Genomic DNA, 19,805 nt, shown 5'->3' on the forward strand with positions numbered 1-19,805 from the left:
GGGTGGGCAGTTCAGGGGCGAACCCATCGCGGCTGACCGCGGGCGTTGCCCGCTCGGCCTACGCGCCCGCCTGACGCCCGCGCTCGATCCGGCGCAGAAACACCGTCATCTCCTTCGACGACTGCACGTCCCCGCGCCGCGCCGCCGCACCGAGCCCTGCGCGCCACGCCGCTTCCGCATCGTCCTCGCGTCCGAGTGCGAGCAGCGCCTTGCCGAGCAGTTTCCAAGCTGCCGAGTAGTCCGGATCGTGACGCGTCGCCGCCGCCAGATGGGTTGCTGCGGTGCCCATGTCGCCCGCCTGCAGGCAGGCATTGCCGAGCCCGAAGCGCAGCAGCGCATCGTCGCGTCCCGCGTCGAGCAGGGCCTGCAGGCGTTCGCGCATGGAATTCCTCGATCCGAAGTCGTCTCCCCCCGATCTTCGTCGAGACGGGTTCGGATCCAGTGGAACGCTGCGGATCATCCGCGTCACGCCGCAACAGGAAAATTGCGGCCTGATAAGAGGTTTCAGGGGTGCCCGCATGCCATCTGGAGCTGACGCGTCGCCCTCCGTCGACTCGCGGTTGGGTTGACTTCGCTTCGGATCCGAGTAACGTACTAGCACGCTATTACATTGATACGTCTCGCCACGCCCGTGAAGCAACGCCCCGAACCCCTGCCGGACCATGAAGCCAGCGCCTCGCTGACGGCGCTGGCGCGTGCGTTCGCGCAGCTGGAGTCGGCCGACGAAGTCGCGCGTTTTCTCGACGACCTGTGCACGCCGGCCGAACTGGAAGCGCTGGTCGATCGCTGGCGCGTGGTGCCGCTGCTGCAGCAGGGCGTGCCGTATCGCGAGATCCACGACCGTACCGGCGTCAGCGTCACGACCGTCGGCCGCGTCGCCCGCACGCTCGATCGTGGCGCCGGCGGCTACGCGATCGCGGCGCGCCGCGTGTCTCGCACCAACGAATCCCACTGAGGTCACCCCCATGAGTCCTGTGAACGGCGGCGCCACGCGCGATCGCCTGCGTATCGCCATCCAGAAGTCCGGTCGCCTGAGCGAGCCGGCGCGTGGCCTGCTGGCGTCCTGTGGCCTGTCCTGGCGCGAGAGCCGCGACAAGCTGTTCTGCTACGGCGAGACGCTGCCGGTCGATCTGTTGCTGGTCCGCGACGACGACATTCCCGGCCTGCTCGCCGATGGCGTCTGCGACTACGGCATCGTGGGCCGCAACGTGCTCGACGAGGTCGGCGCCGATCGCGCGCTGCGCGGCCTTCCGCAGGTGTCGAAGGCAGTACGCAGCCTCGGCTTCGGCGGTTGCCGGCTCGACATCGCGATTCCGGAGGCTGCCGAGTGGACCGGTCCGGCGCAGCTGCAGGGCAGCCGCATCGCGACCAGCTATCCGGGCCTGCTGCAGCAATGGCTGGATGCGAACGGCGTCGAGGCGACGATCGTCAACCTGTCGGGTTCGGTCGAAATCGCGCCGCGCCTCGGCCAGGCCGATGTGATCTGCGATCTCGTCTCCAGCGGCGCCACGCTGACCGCGAACCAGCTCAAGCCCGCGGTCACGCTGATGACCAGCGAGGCGGTCCTGGCCGGCCCGGTCACGCCGTTCGCCGACGTGCGCGGCGAACTCGCGTCGCTGCTGCTGCGCCGCCTCGACGGTGTGCTGCGGCTGCGCGACAGCCGGCTGGTGATGTTCCAGGCGCGTCGCGATGGCGTGGATGCCTTGCTCAAGCTGCTGCCGGACGCCGAGGCGCCGACGCTGCTGCAGGTCGACGGTAGTGACAAGGTCGCGCTGCAGGTGCTCTGCCACGGCGAGATGACCTGGCCGCGCCTTGAAGCGCTGAAGCAGGCCGGCGCGGCCGGTGTGATGGTGCTGCCGGTGGAGCGGATGCTGGCATGAACATGCAGACCGTAACGACGAATCTCGACGACGTGATTCCGGCGATCGTCGACTGGTGCGACGCCGATGCCGATGCGCGCACCGAACTGCTGCGCCGGCCCACGCAGGCCGTGGCCGCGCAGACGCGCAGCGCGGTCGCCGACGTGCTCGACGACGTGCGGACGCGGGGCGACGACGCCTTGCGCGAACTGACCGAGCGTTTCGATCGCGTGGTGCTCGAGGTGTTCGAAGTGGGCGCCGACGAGTTCGCTGCCGCCGAAGCTGCGGTGCCCGCAGAGCTGCGTCAGGCCATGGTCAACGCCGCCGCGCGTATCGAGCGTTTCCACGCGGCGGGCATGACCGCCGGCTACAACGTCGATACCGCCGACGGCGTCAACTGCGCGCGCATCGTGCGGCCGATCCCGCGCGTCGGCCTGTACGTGCCTGCCGGCACCGCGCCGCTGCCGTCGACCGCACTGATGCTGGGCGTGCCGTCGCGCCTGGCCGGGTGTCGCGAGGTCGTGCTGTGCACGCCGCCGCGTCCTGATGGCAGCGCCGATCCGGCTGTACTGGTGGCCGCCAGGCTCACCGGCGTGCACCGCGTCTTCAAGCTGGGCGGCGCACAGGCGATCGCGGCGATGGCCTTCGGCACCGAGTGCGTGCCCGCCTGCGACAAGCTGTTCGGCCCCGGCAACAGCTTCGTCACCGAAGCCAAGCAGCAGGTTGCGCAGGGCGGGACGGTCGCGATCGACATGCCGGCGGGCCCGTCGGAAGTGCTGGTGATCGCCGACGCCGGCGCCGATGCCGCGTTCGTCGCCGCCGATCTGCTGTCGCAGGCCGAGCACGGCCCGGATTCGCAGGTGCTGCTGCTGTCCGACGACGATGCGCTGCTGGAGAAGGTGCGCGCCGAACTGTCGACGCAACTGTCGGCGCTGCCGCGCGCGGCGATCGCACGCCAGGCAATGGCGCGCTCGCGGCTGTTGCGGGTGGACACGCTCGAGACCGCGTTCGGGATCAGCAACCGCTACGCGCCCGAGCACCTGATCCTCGCGCTGCGCACGCCGCGCGACTGGCTCGATCACGTCGAGGTCGCCGGTTCGGTGTTCCTCGGCGACTGGACGCCCGAAGCGCTGGGCGATTACTGCAGCGGCACCAACCACGTGCTGCCGACCGGCGGCGCGGCGCGGGCCTGGAGCGGAGTCAGCGTGTCGAGCTTCCAGAACACGGTCAGCGTGCAGTCGGCGAATGCCGCCGGCATCCGCGCGATCGGTCCCGATGCGGTGACGATGGCGCGCGCCGAGGGCCTCGACGCGCACGCGAACGCGGTCGCGCTGCGGATCGCGAAGGCGGCGGCATGAGCAGCGTGCGCGATCTCGTCCGCGAGGACCTGCGTGATTTCGCCGGCTATGCCTCGGCGCGCACGCAGCGGCTCGAAGGGGACGTCTGGCTCAACGCCAACGAAGCGCCACTGGCGAATCCGGGCGATGCCGACGGGCGTTGCCGGCGCTATCCCTCGCCGCAACCGCCCGAGCTGCAGGCGCGGCTGGCCGAGGTATATGGCGTCGAGGTCGAACAACTGCTGATCGGCCGCGGCAGCGACGAGGCGATCGACCTCCTGGTGCGCGCGCTGTGCGTCCCGGGCCGGGATGCCGTGCTGGCGACGCCGCCGGTGTTCGGCATGTACGCCGTCAGTGCGCGGCTGCAGGGCGCGGCCTTCGTCGAGGTGCCGCTGGTCGATGGCACGGAGGGCTTCGTCGTGGACGTGGGGGCGGTCCGCACCGCGGCGCTCACGCGCGGCGTCAAGCTCGTGTTCCTGTGCTCGCCGTCCAACCCGACCGCCGGCCTGGTGCCGCTGGTCGAGGTCGATCACCTGGCCGATGCGCTGGCGGGCCGGGCGGTCGTTGTCGTCGACGAGGCCTATATCGAGTTCGCGGGGACGGCCTCGGCCACCACACTGCTTGCCGCGCACGACAATCTCGTCGTGTTGCGCACGTTGTCGAAGGCGCATGCGCTCGCGGCGGCCCGGATCGGCGTGGCGATCGGTCACCCCGATCTGATCGCGGTGCTGCGCCGCTGCCAGGCGCCGTATCCGGTGCCGACGCCCTGCGCCGATCTCGCATTGGCCGGGCTGACGGAGGACGCGCTCGCGCTGACGCAGGCGCGTGTTGAGGAGACGATCGCCGAACGTGATGCGCTCGCCGCAGCACTCGCGACCACGCCGGGCGTGCGCCAGGTGTATGCGTCGGCCGGCAACTACCTGCTGGTCCGCTTCGTCGATGCGGATCGCGCGTTCGCCGCGCTGCTCGCGGCCGGCATCGTCGTGCGCGACCAGCGCGCCGCGCCGCAGCTCGGCGATGCGCTACGCATCAGTCTCGGCACGCCAGCGCAGAACGCGCGCGTGCTGTCCGCCCTGCAAACACTGGAGATCGCGGCATGAGTGCGCGCGGCAAGAAAATCCTGTTCGTCGACCGCGATGGCACCCTGATCGAGGAACCGGCGGACTTCCAGATCGACGCCTTCGAGAAGCTGCGCTTCGTGCCCGGGGTGATTCCGGCGATGCTGAGGCTGCGCGATGCGGGCTTCGAGTTCGTCATCGTCACCAACCAGGATGGCCTCGGCACCGAGGGCTATCCGCAGGCGACGTTCGACGGTCCGAACGACCTCATGCTCGGCATCTTCGAAAGCCAGGGCATCGTGTTCCGCGAGGTGCTGGTCGATCGCAGCTGGCCGGCCGACAACGCGCCGACGCGCAAGCCGGCGCTGGGCCTCGTGATGCACTACCTGCGCGATCGCGGCATCGATCTGGACAACTCGGCGATGGTCGGCGACCGCGATACCGACATCCAGTTCGCGCAGAACCTCGGGATCCGCGGCTTCAAGCTGCGCACCGCGCAGTTCGGCGGCGAGTGGGACTGGGCCGGTATCGCGCATGAACTGTGCGATGCGCCGCGCCGCGCGACCGTCGTTCGCAACACCAAGGAAACCCGCATCCGCGTCGAACTCGATCTGGATGCAGCGGCGGACGCGCGCGTGTCGACCGGCCTGCCGTTCTTCGATCACATGCTCGACCAGATCGGCAAACACGCCGGAATTTCGCTGGTGGTGCAGGCGGAAGGCGACCTGCAGATCGACGAACACCACACGATCGAGGACACCGGCATCGCGCTGGGCCAGGCGCTGCGCGAAGCGCTCGGCGACAAGCGTGGTATCGCGCGTTACGGCTTCACCTTGCCGATGGACGAGACCCTGGCGAGTGCCGCGCTCGATTTCGGTGGCCGGCCGTACCTCGTCTTCGACGGCAGCTTCGTGCGCGAACGGGTGGGTGACATGCCGACCGAACTGGTCGAGCATTTCTTCCGCTCGGTCTGCGACTCCGCCGCGCTGAACCTCAACCTCAAGGTCGAAGGCGACAACGACCACCACAAGGTCGAAGCCTGCTTCAAGGCTTTCGCGCGCGCGCTCGGCCAGGCCGTGCGGCGCAGCGGGGATGCGCTGCCGAGTACGAAGGGGACGTTGTGATGCGTATGGATTGCGCCGCAATCTCTCCAACCGTCATTCCCGCGAAGGCGGGGCGTCCAACAGCCGAATGGCTGGTCATCCATGGAAGTTCGGTCCGATTGCGCAGACGTCCATGGACTCCCGCCTGCGCGGGAGTGACGGTGAGAATTCTGCGCGTGCAATCTGGAACAACCCCATGCGCGTCGTAATCGTCGACGCCGGCGGCGCCAACACCGGTTCGGTGCGCTACGCATTCGAACGCCTCGACATCGACGCGGCGCTGGTCACCGATGCCGCCAGCATTCGCGCTGCCGACCGGGTGATCCTGCCCGGCGTCGGCACGGCCGCGCAGGTCATGGCGCGGCTGCAGCAACTCGAACTCGTCGATGTGCTGCGTACGCTGGAGCGGCCGCTGCTGGGCATCTGCGTCGGCATGCAACTGCTGTTCGAATCCTCGGAGGAGGGCGACGTCGCCGGTCTCGGCCTGCTGCCGGGCCGCGTGTCGCGGTTGCGTGGCGGTCCGGGCCTGCGCGTGCCGCACATGGGCTGGAGCACGCTGCGCGCATTGCGGCCCGATGCGCTGACCGAAGGCGTCGATGGCGCCCAGGCCTATTTCGTCCACAGCTTCGCCGCGCCGGTCACCGACGACTGCGTGCTCGCCGGCGACCACGGCGAGGCGTTCGCCGCCGCGGTGCGTCGCGGCCACGTCGCCGGCACCCAGTTCCATCCCGAGCGCTCCGCCGCTGTGGGTGCGCGCGTGCTGCGTAATTTTCTCTCTCCCGCGTTCGAGGCCTGAGTCATGGCGTTCACCGTCTATCCCGCGATCGACATCCGTCACGGCCGCGTCGTGCGCCTGGCGCAGGGCGATTACGCGCAGGAAACCCGCTACGGCGATGACCCGCTGGTGCAGATCGAGGCCTACGCCGAGGCCGGTGCCGAGTGGCTGCACCTGGTCGATCTCGATGCAGCGCGCGAGGGCGGGTACACGCTCGCGCCACTGCTGGCCCGCATCCGCGCCGACACCGGGCTGCGCGTGCAGACCGGCGGCGGCGTGCGCACCGAAGACGACGTGCGCCGCATCCTCGATGCGGGCGCCGAGCGTGTCGTGGTCGGTTCGCTCGCGGTACGCGAGCCGGCGCAGGTGCTGCAGTGGATCGAGACCTTCGGCGCCGGGCACCTCACCGTCGCGCTCGACACCCGCCAGGGTCGAGACGGGGTCTGGCATCTGCCGGTGCACGGCTGGACCGAGACCGCCGACGCCACGCTCGACGTGCTCGCGGTGCGCTATGCGCAGGGCGGTCTCAAGCATCTGTTGAGTACCGACATCGCCCGCGACGGCATGCTGTCGGGCCCCAATCTCGATCTTTATGCGCACCTCAAGGCGCTGGTGCCGACGCTCGAGGTGCAGGCGTCGGGCGGCGTGCGCGAGCTCGCCGACGTGCGTGCGGCCAAGGCCCAGGGCTGCGGCGGCATCGTGCTCGGCCGCGCGCTGCTCGAAGGCCGGCTGGGCGTCGCCGAGGCGCTGGCATGCTGAGCCGCCGCATCATTCCCTGCCTCGACGTGCGCGAGGGTCGCGTGGTCAAGGGCGTGCGGTTCCGCGATCACATCGACATGGGCGATATCGTCGATCTCGCACTGCGCTATCGCGACGCGGGTGCCGACGAGCTGGTGTTCTACGACATCTCGGCCAGCCCGCAGGGCCGTTCGGTCGACCGCGGCTGGGTGGAGCGCGTGTCTCGACTGATCGACATTCCGTTCTGCGTCGCCGGCGGCATTCGTGACGTCGACACCGCGCGCGCGGTGCTGCATGCCGGCGCCGACAAGATCTCGGTCAACACGCCGGCGCTGGAACGTCCGGCGTTGATTTCCGAGCTCGCCGAGGCCTTCGGCGTGCAGTGCGTGGTCGTCGGCATCGATTCGATCCGCGAGACGGATGGCGAATGGCGCGTGCGCAGTTACACCGGGGATCCCGATCGCACGCGCGAGCTGCCGGTCCGCACGCTCGACTGGATCGCCGAGGCCGTGCGTCTGGGCGCCGGCGAGATCGTCCTCAACTGCATGGACAACGACGGCGTGCGGACGGGCTACGACATCGCCCAGCTGCAGGCCGCGCGCGCGGTGTGCCCAGTGCCGCTGATTGCATCCGGCGGGGCCGGTGCGCCGGTACACTTCGCCGCCGCCTTCACCGAGGCCGATGTCGACGGCGCGCTCGCGGCCAGCGTGTTCCACAGCGGCCGCATCGCCATCCCTGCGCTCAAGCGCGAACTGGCCGACCAGGCCATCGACATGCGACTCCAATGACACATCCGCAGGACGACACCCCCGATACCGCTATCGCCCCCGACGTCGACGCACTCGACTGGTCCAAGGGCGACGGTCTGCTCCCCGCCGTCGTGCAGGACGCCGCCACCCTGCGTGTGCTGATGCTCGGCTACATGAACCGCGACGCGTTCGCCGAAACCCTGCGCCGGGGCGAGGTGACGTTCTTCAGCCGCAGCAAGCATCGCCTGTGGACCAAGGGCGAGCAGTCCGGCCACGTGCTGGAACTGGTCTCGATGGAGGCCGACTGCGATGCCGACACGCTGCTGGTGCTCGCGACGCCGCGCGGTCCGACCTGCCACCTGCAGCGACCGAGCTGTTTCCCGACCGCACCGGCTGGCGTGCTCGCCGAACTCGACGCATTGATCGAGACCCGCGAACGCGAACGCCCCGAAGGCAGCTACACGACACGCTTGTTCGATGGAGGCATCCGCCGCATCGCGCAGAAGGTCGGCGAGGAGGGCGTGGAAACCGCGCTCGCCGCGCTGGTGCAGACCGACGAGGACCTGCTGGGCGAGGGCGCAGACCTGCTGTACCACCTGATCGTGCTGTTGCGCGCACGCGGTCTGTCGCTGGCGGACGTCGAGCGTGTGTTGACGGCGCGGAGCGGCTGAGGCGCGGAGGCGGGTGCAGCATCGAGCGAATCCCGGCACTCGATGACCTTTGCCGTCGCCCACAGGCCGCACGACGTCGTGGTCCTGAAGCCCCGTGACCGGAATGTCCCGCGTTGCGGGACGGCAGGGGCATGGTCTGCACTGGACGCCACCGCGGCATGAGCACCGACACCGCGCTGGCCATCCCGCCGCAGGGCTGGCCTGACGATTTCGAGATCGCCCGCGCGCGCGCCACGCTGCTGGCCGACGGTGACGTCGACCTGTTCGCGGCGCTTTACGGCGATCCGGAGACGATGCGATATGTCTCGCCGGTGCTCGATCGCCCGGCTGCGAACCGCGCGTTCGCGGCTGCGCAGCGGCAGATGCGGGCGAATCCGCCCGTCGCGCGCTACTGGCGCCTCGACACGGCGTCTGGCGGAACGGGTCTGCTGTCTCTGGTCCCCGATGTCGATGGGCGCACCGCCGAGACCGGCCTGCTGCTGCCTCCGGCTGCGCAGGCACGGGGCGTCGCGACCGCGGCGCTCGGTCATCTGCGTGATGCCGTGCTCGGTGCCGACGCGTTCGAGGCCTTGTGGACCCGGCATCGTGTGGGCCATCTGGCAGCCGTGGGTCTGATGCGGCGTCTGGGTTTCGTGCCGGGGGCGCCCGCTGACGGCTGGCAGCGCTGGCGTCTGGATCGCCGGACGTGGCGCGCGCTTGTGGACGACCCGCCTGGCGACTAGATTCCGCGCTCGCACAGGGGAAAAATCGGAATGGAGCGCAAGGGGAGGCTGGCCTGCGTGGGCGTCGGCATGATGCTCGGCGCGCATCTGGGGCCGCGCGCACGGCGGCACATCGAAACGGCGGACGTGGTCTTCGTCGCAGTCTCCGACCCGCTGGTGGAACAGTGGGTGATGCGCATGAACGCCGATGCGCGCAGCCTGCAGCCGTTCTATCGCGAGGGCCGTTCACGCCACCGCACCTATGCGGACATGGTCGAGGCGATGCTCGCCGAGGTGCGCGCCGGCCGCGACGTCTGCGGCGCGTTCTACGGCCATCCCGGAGTGTTCGCCCGGGTGCCGCACCAGGCCATCGCGGTCGCCCGGGCCGAAGGCTTCCAGGCGGTGATGGAACCGGGCATTTCGGCCGAGGACTGCCTGTATGCGGATCTCGGCGTCGACCCGGGTGAGGTCGGTTGCCAGCACTACGAGGCCAGCCAGTTCATGTTCTACCGCCGGATTATCGACCCGTCCGCCTGGCTGGTGCTGTGGCAGGTGGGCGTGGCCGGAATCCGCGACACAGGCCGTTTCCACAACACGCGGGACGAACGCGCCGCGCTCGTCGCCCGACTGGCCAAGGATTACCTGCCTGAACATGTTGTGACGCTCTACGAAGCTGCTACGCTTCCTGGCGTAGCACCACGCATCGATCCGATCCGGGTGAGGGATCTGGCGGACGCGGTGCTTCACCAGCACACGACGCTCGTCATTCCACCTGCCACAGCGCTGGAACGTGATGAGACGATGTGGTGAAAGAGGCCACCCGGCCATGGCGATCGACCTGACATCGATCTTTGGGGAACACACTTGGATGTGATCGGCTTTCTCGAAGTACTGGCGACCGATGTTGCCGGCCCGTGGGACACGCCCTTCGAAGCGGCGGCCGAATTCTCTGCGCTCGGCGACGTCGAGCAGGCGTTGCTGGCGCACTTGGACTGGCCGGGCATCGCGGCGCTTGTCGCTGCGACGCCGGTCGTGTGCTGCATCATCGCAGCGCCTGACAACGGCGAGAGCGAGACGTCGCCAGACGGAGACGAGCCCGGCGATTCCCCGGACGACGAGCCCCAAGACGAGCCGACACGTTCGGCGCCGGACTGACAGGCGATCGGAGAAGAGCGATGCGTGTCGCGCTCATCTGCATTTTGCTGTTCACAGGCCTGACCGCATCGCCGATGCCGGCGCATGCGGCTGCGTCGGCATTCGACGCCGCGTTCGAACGTGCGCGTACGATCCGGACCTCTGATCCCGCCCGGCTGCCTGCGGCGCTCGCCGAACTCGACGGCATGGCGGCGAATGCGACACCGCTGCAGCGCGGGCGTCTTCAGATCCTGCATGCCTACCGGATGGCGATCGTTGGCGACGGCGCAGGCTCGGTCGCACTGCTGAAGTCGCTGATGTCCACGGGCAATCCCGATGCCCTGCGCTTCGAGGCGGGCGGTCTGCTCGCCAATACCTACGCGATGACCCGCGAGTTCGAGGGCGCGCTGCAGACGCTTGAAAACGTGCTGCCACTGGAACCGTCGATCGAAGACCGCGATGTTCGCCACACGGTGTTGCTGTCGGCGAGCATCGTATACAACCAGGTGGGCGAGTACCGCACAGGCATTCGGTATGCAGAGCGCATGCTCGCCGACCAGCCGTCGGGTCGCGGTCGGTGCATCGCATCGAACGTCATTCTCGAAGGCCGTCTCGGCCTCGGCCTGAGCATCGACCGCAACTGGGCGTTCGAGAGACTGAAAGGCTGCGAGGCCGAGCGTGACGCGATCCTGTCCGGCTTCATGCGCGCGCACATCGCGCGTTGGCTGCACATGAGCGGCAACACCGGCGAAGCGATCAAAGTGCTGGAAAGCGCGCTGGCAGGCGTCGAGCGCGCAGGCTATCCGCTGTTGATCGGCATGTTCCACGCCTCGCTCGCGGAATATCGGCTTGCCTCCGGCGATCGTGTTCGCGCGTCCGTCAACGCGCGATATGCAGTGGAGACGCTTTCGGCGCTTCAGAGCGCGCAACCGCTGGTAACCGCTCACCGTGCGCTCTACGAGATCGCGCAGGCCGAAGGGGATGCGGAGGCTGCGCTTTCAGCGTATCGACGCTATGCAGAAGCCGATAGCGCCCATACAAGTGACGTGAAATCACGCGAGATGGCCTATCAGGTCGTCCGCCATCAGTCGCTGCAGCAGGCCCAGCAGATCGAACTACTGCATCAGAAGAACCAGCTGCTGGAACTGGAACAGAGCGTCACCGCGCAGCGGGCACGGACCTGGCTGCTGCTCGCACTGGTGCTGGTGGGCCTGGTCGCGACGGTCGGCCTCTGGGCCTACCGGACCAAGCGCATGCAGCTCAGGCTCAAGCGTATGACCGAAACCGATGCGCTGACCGGCATCTTCAATCGGCAGCACTTCGCCGAGCGTGCGACTGCGGCGCTGTTGCAGTGCGAACGCGACGGCCTGCCGGCGACGCTGGTGATGTTCGATCTCGACCATTTCAAGCAGGTCAACGACCGGTTCGGTCATGCGGCCGGTGACTGGGCGCTGCGCCAGGTCACAAAGGCGGTGCAGCCCCTGTGTCGCGGGATGGACGCGTTCGGGCGCCTGGGCGGCGAAGAGTTCGCGATGCTGCTGCCGGGCCTGGATGCGACCGCGGCTGTCCGCCTTGCCGGCGACGCGCAGGCGCGCTTCGCTGCGATCGATACCGGAGCGGCAGGTTACGGATTCCGCCTCGCCGCGAGCTTCGGGGTCGCGGAAGCGCGACAGGGCGGCTATACGCTGGCGGTCCTGCTCAGTCATGCGGACGACGCGATGTATGCCGCCAAGCGCGGTGGTCGCCGGCAGGTGCGGGTCTACACGCCCGACATCGACTCGCCGGATCCGGTGGAAACGATCGAACTGCTCCGCGGGATCGCCCGCGAGCCAAATCAGGACGCCGAAGTGCCGACACGCCGCGCGATTGCCTGATCGCGCGACGTTTCAGGGGCCTCAGGCCGGATCGCGGATCACCAGCAGGCGTTCTTCGGTCATGTCGCGGATCGCGTACTTCACGCCTTCTCGGCCGCAGCCCGAATCCTTGATGCCGCCATAGGGCATGTTGTCGACGCGGAAGCTCGGCACGTCGCCGACGACCACGCCGCCGGCCTCGATCCGGTCCCAGGCGCGCATTGCGTGGGTGAGATTGCCGGTGAAGACGCCGGCCTGCAGGCCGAAGTCGCTGTCGTTCACCCGCTTGATCGCGTCATCGAAACTGTCGACCGGCTCCAGCAGTGCGACCGGGCCGAACACTTCCTTGCGTTCCAGGTCGGCATCGCGCGGCACCTTTTCCAGCAGCGTGGCGGGGATGATGTTGCCTTCGCGCTTGCCGCCGGCGAGCACCTTGGCGCCGCCCTTGCGCGCGGCCTCGATCCAGGACTCGATCCGGTCGGCCGCGTCGCTGTCGATGACCGGGCCCACGAACGTGTTTTCATCGCGCGGGTCACCGCTGCGCAGCGCGCCGATCGCCTTCTTGAGTTTGCGACGCAGCGCCTCGTGCACGCTGCGGTGCGCGTAGATGCGCTGCACGCCGATGCAGCTCTGGCCGGACTGGTAGTACGCGCCGAACACCAGACGCTCGACGACCTTGTCCAGCGGCAGGCCCGGATCCTCGTCGACGATGCAGGCCGCGTTGCCGCCGAGTTCCAGCACGACCTTCTTCTTGCCGGCGCGCGCTTTGAGATCCCACCCGATCAGTCCGCCGGTAAAACTCAGCAGCGCGATGCGCTCGTCCTCGGTCAGCGCCGCGGCATCTTCGTTGCTGCACGGGATCACCGAGAACGCGCCCTTGGGCAGATCGGTCTCGGCGAGGATCTCGCCGATGATCAGTGCGCCGACCGGGGTCTTCGCCGCCGGCTTGAGCACGAACGGGCAGCCCGCAGCGATCGCCGGCGCGACCTTGTGCGCGACAAGATTCAACGGGAAGTTGAACGGCGTGATGAAGCTGCACACGCCGATCGGCACGCGCTTGACCATGCCGCGGTAACCACGCGTGCGCTCGGAGATCTGCAGTTCGATCACTTCGCCTTCGCTGCGCGTGGCCTCGCCGGCGGCGATGCGGAAGGTGTCGATCAGTCGGGTGACCTCGCCGCGTGCATCCTTGATCGGCTTGCCTGCCTCGATGCACAGCGCGAGCGCGAGTTCGTCGAAGCGTTCCTCGAAACGGCGCACGCAGTGGTCGAGCACGTCGCGGCGCTTGTCGGGCGGGAAATCTGCCATCGGCCCGCGCGCCTTGTGCGCGGCAACGATCGCCTTGCGGATCGCGGCAGCGTCGCCCATCGCCACGCGCGTGGCGACCTTGCCGCTGTACTTGTCGCGCACCTCGAGGTCGGTATTCGCCGCGACCGCGACGTTGGCGAGGTAGTAGGGGTAGCTGCGGGCGAGACCGGTGGTCTTGCCGGCGGTCTTCTTCTTGGCCATGGGGTGCTCCGGAATCGGACGGAAAGGGGGTGCCGCGGATCAGTCGATCGCGGCACTGCGTTCGGGAATCTCGGTGTTGAGCAGGGCGTCGTCGTCGCGGTAGTCGATCTCGAGATCGATCAGGTCCACGCCCGGCGTCTCCAGCGCGGTGCGCAGCACGTCGGCGAACGCAGCAGCGCTGTCCGGGCGATGACCACGCGCGCCGTAACTCTGCGCGTAGCGCACGAAATCCGGGTTGCCGTAGTCCATGCCGTAGACCGGGTAGTCCTCATGCTGCTGCTTCCACTTGATCATCCCGTAGGCATCGTCGCGCAGCACGATGACCACGAGATCCAGCTTCAGCCGCACGGCGGTTTCGAGCTCCTGCGAATTCATCATGAAGCCGCCGTCGCCGCAGACCGCGACGATCTTCCGGTCCGCGTGCACCAGCTTCGCCGCGATCGCCGACGGCAGGCCCGCGCCCATCGTCGCCAGCGCGTTGTCGAGCAGCAGGGTGTTGGGCTCCCGGCAGCGGTCGTTTCGTGCGAACCACAGCTTGTAGAGACCGTTGTCCAGGCAGACGATGTCGCGCGGATCGAGCGCATCGCGGAGTGTCTTCACCAGATGCGGCCCGTGGACCGGGAACCGGTCGTCGGCGGCAAGCTCGGCGATGTTCTCGCACAGCGCACTGCGCACGCGATCGAAGAACGCGAAGTCCCAGTGCGGCTGCGGCGTGTCCAGCGCTTCGGCCAGCTGCCAGACCGTATTGGCGATGTCGCCGACGACTTCGATCTGGGGAAAATACACCTGGTCGACGACGGCGCTTTCGTAGTTCACGTGGATCACCGTGCGCGCTCCGCTGTGCATGAAGAACGGCGGCTTCTCGATGACGTCGTGGCCGATGTTGACGATGCAGTCGGCCGCATCGATCGCGCGATGCACGAAATCCTTGTCCGACAGCGCGGCGGTGCCGAGCCACAGCGGATGCGTCTCGTCGAGCACGCCCTTGCCCATCTGCGTACTGAAGAACGGAATGCCGAGCCGGTCGACGAAGGCGCGCAGCATCCGCGCCGTGGTCTTGCGGTTGGCGCCGGCGCCGAGCATCAGCAACGGATGCTTCGCCTTGCGGATCGCCTCGGCCGCATGCGCGATCGCCTTGTGCTCGGCCAGCGGCCGGCGCGTGTACGGCGCGGGCAGCAGGCGCGCATCGGTCTCGTCGCCTGCGATGTCCTGCGGCAATTCGAGATGCGTGGCACCGGGGCGTTCTTCTTCCGCGCGCTGGAACGCATCGCGCACGCGCGCCGGGATGCTGTCGGCGGACACCAGCTGGTGCGTCGACTTGGTCAGCGGCCGCATCATGTCGACCACGTCGACGATCTGGAAATGGCCCTGCTTGCTGGTGCGGATCGGCTTCTGCCCGGTGATCATCAGCATCGGCATCGCACCGAGCTGCGCGTAGGCGGCGGGTGTGACGAGATTGGTCGCGCCGGGGCCGAGCGTCGACAGGCAGACGCCGGCGTTGCCGGTCAGGCGCCCGTAGGTGGCGGCCATGAAGCCGGCAGCCTGTTCGTGACGGGTGAGGACGAGCGCGATGTCGGATGCGCGCAGGGATTCGAGCAGGTCGAGGTTCTCCTCGCCGGGAATGCCGAAGACGTGGGTCACGCCCTCGGCTTCGAGCGCCTGTACGAACAGGTCGGACGCCTTGGTCATCGTGCGGGAACTCCGTCGTGACGTGGACGACCAGCATGACAGCGGTGGCGTGAGCGGCGGGCGAGGCGGGGCGGAACGCTGCGTTTGTTCCGTTCGGCGACAGTCGAAGCTGCAGGAGCGCCTGGTCGAAGCGGCTGGCGTCCCCGGATTTGCAATTCGCTCCTTGACCACCCGGCCACCACCTCAGCCCAGCCGGGGGTTCCGACCATGTTTGTGGCCGAAGGTCCTGCGCGACGTTGGACATCAGAGCGCCGTCGTGCGCTGCAGCGTCGCCTTGCAGTCAGGACTCCGACGACTCCACCCGCACGCGCAGGCTGCCGTCCGAAAGCCGCGCCTGCAGCGGCTCACCGGGCGTCGCATCGAAGACGCTGCGCACAACGCCGCCATCCTCGCGCTGCAGGATGCTGTAGCCGCGGGCGATCGTCGCCAGCGGGCTCACCGCTTCCAGTGAACGGGCCAGTCCGCGCATCCGCAGCTGATCCCGTTCCAGATGGCGGGCAAGCGCCGCACGTGGGCGCTGGCCGAGCGCAGCCAGCCGCTCGCGCAGTTGCTGCAGCCGGCGTTGCGGCGTGGCTGCGCGCAGCACGGCCTCGGCATGACGCAAGCGCGAGCCGCGTTGCTGCAATTGCTGGCGCATCGCCATCGACAACCGCCGCAGGGCTTCGTCCTGTCGCAGGCGCAGCGCATCCAGACGTGCCTGCGGACGCTGTGCCTGCAAGCGCAATGCGGCGCGATCGAGACGCTGGAACCGCTGCTGCATCGCGCGCAGATGCGTGTCGTCGACGTGACGCTGCAGACGCCGCACGCGTGTCGCGAGCTCGATGCGGTCCGGCACCAGCAGCTCCGCCGCCACAGACGGCGTCGGCGCGCGCAGGTCGGCGGCGAAGTCGGTCAGGCTGAAGTCGGTCTCGTGGCCGATCGCCGAGACCACGGGCACCGGCGATGCGGCCACCGCGCGGGCGAGCGCTTCGTCGTTGAACGCCCACAGGTCTTCCAGCGAGCCACCGCCGCGTGCGAGCAGGATCACGTCGTAACGGCCGCTGGCACCGGCACGTTCGAGCATCGCGCGGATCTTGGGCGGCGCATCCGTGCCCTGGACCGGAACCGGCAACACGTCGACCTCCACCAGTGGCAGGCGCCGCGCGAGCACGCTCAGCACGTCGCGCACTGCAGCGCCCGACGGCGACGTGATCACGCCGATCCGCCGCGGAAACGTGGGCAGGGCGCGTTTGCGCTCGACATCGAACAGGCCTTCGGCCTGCAGCCGGGCTTTCAGCACATCGAACGCGCGACGCAATGCCCCTTCGCCGGCTTCTTCCAGCGACTCGAGGATCAGCTGGTAGTCGCCGCGCGCTTCGTACAGCGTGACCCGACCGCGCGCACGGACCAGCAGGCCTTCGCGTGGCACGAAGCGCAACCCCTGGCTGCGCGAGCGGAACAGCGCGCAGCGCACCTGCGCACGCGAGTCCTTGAGGGTGAAATACAGATGCCCCGACGCCGGCCGTGACAGATTGCCGAGCTCGCCTTCGACGACGACGTTCGGAAACGTGTCCTCCAGCAGACCGCGCGCCAGCGTGTTGAGCTGGGTCGGGGTGAGCACGTCGGATGCGGTGGTGTCTTGCATGGAGACAGGATACCGGTTGGGTGTAAATGCGAGCGTGCGTCTGCACGGTCGAGACCCCGGACAAGCGCGTCTTGTGTGGCGCGCTCTGCACTGTCATCCCGGTGAATGCCGGGATCCAGCGCCTTGCCGCACCCCAGCCACACGTCGCGATACGGTAGAGAAAACTGCTGCGCGCACATGTGTTCGACACTCGTGTCCGCAGGACGTCACTGGATCCGGGCCTGACCAGACGTGCGTCTGTTGAGAGCCGCCGGGATGACGGCGGATGCTTTTGATCGATCGACGAGGATGGCTTGCGACTTCCATTGCGATACCCGGTCGTACTGTTCTCGTCGTCTGCACGTTGCCCTGAAGCCGGAGATGAGCCATCAGCAGCCGGAGACCTGAGCCCTCCCCCGCAATGCGGGGAGGGCTACAGCGACTCTCGCTCGCAGACAAGGGAAGTGCATCAACCCCCACTGCGACACCCGGTCGCATTGGCATCGCCACCTGTACACAGCCAGCATGGCGATCGCTCGCGTCGCGCGGCGACTGGATATCGCGCGCTGCGATAATGTCCGCCACCGGGCCCGATGCTGGCGCCCAAATGCCTGACTCAAGGAGCACTGTGATGCCCGCACGCCGTCCGTTTTCCCGCGCCATCGGTCCCATCGCCGCCGGTCTGATCCTGGCGCTTGCCGGTTGCCAGCCCGCGACGCCGGACGCGTCGTCATCGGCCGCGCAGACGCCGGCCGCAAACGCCGTGGACGCCGGTGCCGGCATCGTCGTCAGCGAAGCGTGGATCCGGGAGACGCCGCCGAACGCCGGCGTCGCCGGTGGCTACCTCACGCTGCGCAGCGGTGCGGCCGATCGACTGCTTTCTGTCGAGACCCCGGCAGCGGCGAGCGTCGAGATCCACGAGATGTCGCACGAAGGCGGCATGATGCGGATGCGCGAGCTACCCGACGGCGTGGAACTGCCGGCCGGCAGCGACGTGATGCTGAAGCCGGGCGGCAATCATCTCATGTTCATCAATCCGGTCGAGCCGGTGCGCGCCGGCCAGTCGATCGAGGCCACGCTGCGATTCGCCAATGCACCGGCGCAGGCCGTGACCTTCGAAGTGCGTCCGCTGGCGGGCGAAGCGCCGGCCGCCGATCACAGCGGCCACTGACCGCAGTACACGCGTCCTGCGCGGGGCTTTCAGCCGTCCGTCGGCGGGCGGCGTTCCGGCCCCGGGCGTTTGGCGAGCTTGCGCTGCAGCGAGCGGCGGTGCATGCCCAGCAGCCTCGCGGTCGCGGAGATGTTGCCGCCGGTTTCCGTCAACGCCTGCTGGATGTGCTCCCACTCCAGCCGGTGCAGCGGGATCATCGTCGGGCTTTCGAGGGTGTCGTCCTCGTCGCGCTCGGGCAGGGGCGCACCGGGCGCGGTCTCCGTGTCGAGCAGGATGCGCTGCAGCGTATCGGCCGAGACCGGCTTGGGCAGGTAGTCGTCGGCGCCACGCTTGATCGCTTCGACCGCGGTGGCGACGCTGGCGTAGCCGGTGACCAGCAGGATGCGCATGTCGGCGCGGATCGCGCGCAACGGTTCGATCAGTGACAGGCCCGACGCTTCGCCGAGCTTGAGATCGACCAGGGCGAAATCGGGCGCGATGCGCGTGGCGATTTCGAGTGCGGTGGCCGGATCGGCCGCGATCTCGCACTCGATCCCGCGCCGCGTCAATGCGCGCCGCAAGGCGTCCAGATACAGCGTATCGTCGTCGACCAGCAGGCCCTTCATCGCATCGTCTCCGGTTCGTGGTGGCGATCGCCGTCGCCGACCGGCACACGGAAATGCACGCGTGCACCGCCGCCGTCGGCTTCCTCCATGTCCAGCTCGCCGCCCAGCTGTTCGATGGCCGCATGCGACAGCGCCAGGCCCACGCCGAGGCCGTCCGGCTTGCCGCTGCGGAACAGCACCGGCAAAAACGGCGCCTGCGCATCGAAACCGGTTCCGTAGTCGCGGATCGCGACATCGAGCATGCAGTCCTCGATCTGCAGGCGCAGGTCGACGCGGGTGCTGCCGTTGCCTTCACTGGCATCGGCGGCGTTGTTGAGCAGGGCCAGCAGCAGATGACCGATCGTGCGGTCCACATGCGCGTGCATCTCCACGTTGCCGCTGCGTTCGAGCACGATCGCCGGACGCACCAGCTGCCAGTGTTCGAGCACCCGGCCGATGTCCACCCGCGTGCTCGCCGCCGGGTCGGCGGGATCGGCCAGCGAGCGCACGCGGTCGCGACAGGTGTCGACCAGCCGCCGCAGGGTGGCGACGTCCTCGGCGCCGTCGGCGCCCATGTGGCTGGTGTCGAGATCGTCGAGCAGCAGCGTCATCGTGCCCAGCGGTGTGTTGAGCTCGTGCGCGACCGAGGCCGCATGCGTGGCCAGGGCGAGGATGCCCTCGTTGCGTACGAAGCGCTCGCGCAGGGCCGCCAGTTCGCGCTCACGGCGGTCGCGCGCGGCGGCCAGACGCAGCAGGAAGTAGGACACCAGCGCCACAGACAGGAAGAAGTTCACCGCCATGCCGGCCAGGTGCAGGCTGAAATGGTCGTGCAGGTGCGGCAGGGGCTGGCCGAACTGCACCGCCAGGATGTAGCCCGTCACGCAGGCCAGTGCAGCGGCGATCGCCCAGGCCCGCGGCAGGGCCATCGCGGTCAGCGCGATCGGCAACAGGAACAGCGACGCGAAGGGATTGGCGATGCCGCCCGTCCAGGCCACCAGCCACGCCAGGCCCGCGGTATCGACCAGCACGTGGGCGAAGGCCTCGGCCGGCGCCGCGTCGCGGCTGTGCGCCAGACGCAGATGGACCAGGACATTGAACGCGGCCAGCAGCACCACCGGGCCCCACAGCGGCCAGCGCGGCAGGTCCATGTCGAAGCCGTGCGTCGCCCACAGGATCGTCAACGACTGCCCGCCGACCGCGAACCAGCGCAGGCTGTAGAGGGTGCGGAGCAGGGCGGTGGCGGGGTGCTTGGGCTGCATCGCCCTGCATCG

Annotated in this window: 20 protein-coding genes; 14 read left to right on the plus strand and 6 right to left on the minus strand. The window is 68.7% G+C overall.

Going from position 1 to position 19,805, the window contains the following annotated elements; all coding sequences use genetic code 11:
- Positions 1–58: 58 nt before the first annotated feature.
- Positions 59–382 carry a tetratricopeptide repeat protein gene (locus AC3IRM_RS06540; protein WP_489205405.1) on the minus strand — a complete coding sequence of 108 codons (324 nt, stop codon included), beginning with the start codon at positions 380–382 and terminating at the stop codon, positions 59–61.
- Between the two features lie 249 nt (positions 383–631).
- On the opposite strand from AC3IRM_RS06540, the gene AC3IRM_RS06545 reads away from it, so the two are divergent.
- From AC3IRM_RS06545 to AC3IRM_RS06605, 13 genes are all read left to right on the plus strand, one after another.
- Entirely contained in the window at positions 632–955 is a 324-nt protein-coding gene (locus AC3IRM_RS06545; protein WP_489205406.1) for a YerC/YecD family TrpR-related protein, read from the plus strand.
- Positions 956–965: 10 nt separating this feature from the next.
- Entirely contained in the window at positions 966–1,880 is a 915-nt protein-coding gene (hisG, locus tag AC3IRM_RS06550) for an ATP phosphoribosyltransferase (protein ID WP_489205407.1), read from the plus strand.
- A gap of 2 nt (positions 1,881–1,882) precedes the next feature.
- Complete coding sequence (gene hisD, locus AC3IRM_RS06555; protein WP_489205860.1) at positions 1,883–3,217, plus strand: histidinol dehydrogenase; 1,335 nt, start codon at positions 1,883–1,885, stop codon at positions 3,215–3,217.
- Positions 3,214–4,296 carry a histidinol-phosphate transaminase gene (gene hisC, locus AC3IRM_RS06560; RefSeq protein ID WP_489205408.1) on the plus strand — a complete coding sequence of 361 codons (1,083 nt, stop codon included), beginning with the start codon at positions 3,214–3,216 and terminating at the stop codon, positions 4,294–4,296. The genes hisD and hisC overlap by 4 nt, the downstream gene beginning before the upstream one ends.
- Positions 4,293–5,378, plus strand: a complete 1,086-nt coding sequence (gene hisB, locus AC3IRM_RS06565) for a bifunctional histidinol-phosphatase/imidazoleglycerol-phosphate dehydratase HisB (protein ID WP_489205409.1) — start codon at positions 4,293–4,295, stop codon at positions 5,376–5,378. The genes hisC and hisB overlap by 4 nt, the downstream gene beginning before the upstream one ends.
- A 175-nt stretch (positions 5,379–5,553) precedes the next feature.
- Complete coding sequence (gene hisH / locus AC3IRM_RS06570; RefSeq protein ID WP_489205410.1) at positions 5,554–6,153, plus strand: imidazole glycerol phosphate synthase subunit HisH; 600 nt, start codon at positions 5,554–5,556, stop codon at positions 6,151–6,153.
- Positions 6,154–6,156: 3 nt separating this feature from the next.
- A complete protein-coding gene (hisA, locus tag AC3IRM_RS06575) occupies positions 6,157–6,891 on the plus strand; it encodes a 1-(5-phosphoribosyl)-5-[(5-phosphoribosylamino)methylideneamino]imidazole-4-carboxamide isomerase (RefSeq protein WP_489205411.1) in 735 nt (244 codons plus the stop codon).
- Positions 6,885–7,658, plus strand: coding sequence for an imidazole glycerol phosphate synthase subunit HisF (gene hisF / locus AC3IRM_RS06580; protein WP_489205412.1), 774 nt, complete (start codon positions 6,885–6,887; stop codon positions 7,656–7,658). Before hisA ends, hisF begins: the two co-directional genes overlap by 7 nt.
- Positions 7,655–8,290 carry a bifunctional phosphoribosyl-AMP cyclohydrolase/phosphoribosyl-ATP diphosphatase HisIE gene (gene hisIE, locus AC3IRM_RS06585; protein WP_489205413.1) on the plus strand — a complete coding sequence of 212 codons (636 nt, stop codon included), beginning with the start codon at positions 7,655–7,657 and terminating at the stop codon, positions 8,288–8,290. The genes hisF and hisIE overlap by 4 nt, the downstream gene beginning before the upstream one ends.
- Positions 8,291–8,448: 158 nt before the next feature.
- The gene (locus AC3IRM_RS06590; protein ID WP_489205414.1) at positions 8,449–9,012 is read left to right on the plus strand and encodes a GNAT family N-acetyltransferase; all 564 of its coding nucleotides are present in this window, start codon (positions 8,449–8,451) and stop codon (positions 9,010–9,012) included.
- Positions 9,013–9,042: 30 nt separating this feature from the next.
- Complete coding sequence (locus tag AC3IRM_RS06595; protein ID WP_489205415.1) at positions 9,043–9,801, plus strand: SAM-dependent methyltransferase; 759 nt, start codon at positions 9,043–9,045, stop codon at positions 9,799–9,801.
- A 54-nt stretch (positions 9,802–9,855) separates the two neighbouring features.
- The gene (locus tag AC3IRM_RS06600; RefSeq protein ID WP_489205416.1) at positions 9,856–10,146 is read left to right on the plus strand and encodes a hypothetical protein; all 291 of its coding nucleotides are present in this window, start codon (positions 9,856–9,858) and stop codon (positions 10,144–10,146) included.
- A 20-nt stretch (positions 10,147–10,166) separates the two neighbouring features.
- Positions 10,167–11,999: a GGDEF domain-containing protein gene (locus AC3IRM_RS06605; protein ID WP_489205417.1), complete on the plus strand. Its 1,833-nt coding sequence runs from the start codon at positions 10,167–10,169 to the stop codon at positions 11,997–11,999.
- Positions 12,000–12,020: 21 nt separating this feature from the next.
- Here AC3IRM_RS06605 and AC3IRM_RS06610 read toward each other — a convergent pair whose 3' ends face one another.
- The 3 genes from AC3IRM_RS06610 to xseA form a co-directional block, all read right to left on the minus strand.
- A complete protein-coding gene (locus AC3IRM_RS06610) occupies positions 12,021–13,487 on the minus strand; it encodes an aldehyde dehydrogenase family protein (protein WP_489205418.1) in 1,467 nt (488 codons plus the stop codon).
- Positions 13,488–13,526: 39 nt separating this feature from the next.
- Positions 13,527–15,176 (minus strand): acetolactate synthase large subunit, encoded by a 1,650-nt coding sequence (locus tag AC3IRM_RS06615; RefSeq protein ID WP_489205419.1) that lies wholly within the window; start codon positions 15,174–15,176, stop codon positions 13,527–13,529.
- Positions 15,177–15,456: 280 nt separating this feature from the next.
- Positions 15,457–16,800 (minus strand): exodeoxyribonuclease VII large subunit, encoded by a 1,344-nt coding sequence (xseA, locus tag AC3IRM_RS06620; RefSeq protein WP_489205420.1) that lies wholly within the window; start codon positions 16,798–16,800, stop codon positions 15,457–15,459.
- A gap of 610 nt (positions 16,801–17,410) precedes the next feature.
- Here xseA and AC3IRM_RS06625 point away from each other — a divergent pair.
- A complete protein-coding gene (locus tag AC3IRM_RS06625) occupies positions 17,411–17,950 on the plus strand; it encodes a copper chaperone PCu(A)C (protein WP_489205421.1) in 540 nt (179 codons plus the stop codon).
- A 29-nt stretch (positions 17,951–17,979) separates the two neighbouring features.
- On the opposite strand, the gene AC3IRM_RS06630 is transcribed toward AC3IRM_RS06625, so the two are convergent.
- Both AC3IRM_RS06630 and AC3IRM_RS06635 read right to left on the minus strand, forming a co-directional pair.
- Positions 17,980–18,555, minus strand: coding sequence for a response regulator transcription factor (locus tag AC3IRM_RS06630; protein WP_489205422.1), 576 nt, complete (start codon positions 18,553–18,555; stop codon positions 17,980–17,982).
- Positions 18,552–19,793 (minus strand): ATP-binding protein, encoded by a 1,242-nt coding sequence (locus tag AC3IRM_RS06635; protein WP_489205423.1) that lies wholly within the window; start codon positions 19,791–19,793, stop codon positions 18,552–18,554. The genes AC3IRM_RS06630 and AC3IRM_RS06635 overlap by 4 nt, the downstream gene beginning before the upstream one ends.
- Between the last annotated feature and the right edge of the window lie 12 nt (positions 19,794–19,805).

The sequence above is a fragment of the Luteimonas sp. KH_071 genome, assembly GCF_057838005.1.

Bases quoted from the DNA above. Each gene is read 5' to 3' on its own strand.
- AC3IRM_RS06540 (WP_489205405.1), bottom strand. From the start codon at position 382: ATGCGCGAACGCCTGCAGGCCCTGCTCGACGCGGGACGCGACGATGCG.
- hisG (WP_489205407.1), top strand. From the start codon at position 966: ATGAGTCCTGTGAACGGCGGCGCCACGCGCGATCGCCTGCGTATCGCC.
- hisD (WP_489205860.1), top strand. From the start codon at position 1,883: ATGCAGACCGTAACGACGAATCTCGACGACGTGATTCCGGCGATCGTC.
- hisC (WP_489205408.1), top strand. From the start codon at position 3,214: ATGAGCAGCGTGCGCGATCTCGTCCGCGAGGACCTGCGTGATTTCGCC.
- hisB (WP_489205409.1), top strand. From the start codon at position 4,293: ATGAGTGCGCGCGGCAAGAAAATCCTGTTCGTCGACCGCGATGGCACC.
- hisH (WP_489205410.1), top strand. From the start codon at position 5,554: ATGCGCGTCGTAATCGTCGACGCCGGCGGCGCCAACACCGGTTCGGTG.
- hisA (WP_489205411.1), top strand. From the start codon at position 6,157: ATGGCGTTCACCGTCTATCCCGCGATCGACATCCGTCACGGCCGCGTC.
- hisF (WP_489205412.1), top strand. From the start codon at position 6,885: ATGCTGAGCCGCCGCATCATTCCCTGCCTCGACGTGCGCGAGGGTCGC.
- hisIE (WP_489205413.1), top strand. From the start codon at position 7,655: ATGACACATCCGCAGGACGACACCCCCGATACCGCTATCGCCCCCGAC.
- AC3IRM_RS06590 (WP_489205414.1), top strand. From the start codon at position 8,449: ATGAGCACCGACACCGCGCTGGCCATCCCGCCGCAGGGCTGGCCTGAC.
- AC3IRM_RS06595 (WP_489205415.1), top strand. From the start codon at position 9,043: ATGGAGCGCAAGGGGAGGCTGGCCTGCGTGGGCGTCGGCATGATGCTC.
- AC3IRM_RS06605 (WP_489205417.1), top strand. From the start codon at position 10,167: ATGCGTGTCGCGCTCATCTGCATTTTGCTGTTCACAGGCCTGACCGCA.
- AC3IRM_RS06610 (WP_489205418.1), bottom strand. From the start codon at position 13,487: ATGGCCAAGAAGAAGACCGCCGGCAAGACCACCGGTCTCGCCCGCAGC.
- AC3IRM_RS06615 (WP_489205419.1), bottom strand. From the start codon at position 15,176: ATGACCAAGGCGTCCGACCTGTTCGTACAGGCGCTCGAAGCCGAGGGC.
- xseA (WP_489205420.1), bottom strand. From the start codon at position 16,800: ATGCAAGACACCACCGCATCCGACGTGCTCACCCCGACCCAGCTCAAC.
- AC3IRM_RS06625 (WP_489205421.1), top strand. From the start codon at position 17,411: ATGCCCGCACGCCGTCCGTTTTCCCGCGCCATCGGTCCCATCGCCGCC.
- AC3IRM_RS06630 (WP_489205422.1), bottom strand. From the start codon at position 18,555: ATGAAGGGCCTGCTGGTCGACGACGATACGCTGTATCTGGACGCCTTG.
- AC3IRM_RS06635 (WP_489205423.1), bottom strand. From the start codon at position 19,793: ATGCAGCCCAAGCACCCCGCCACCGCCCTGCTCCGCACCCTCTACAGC.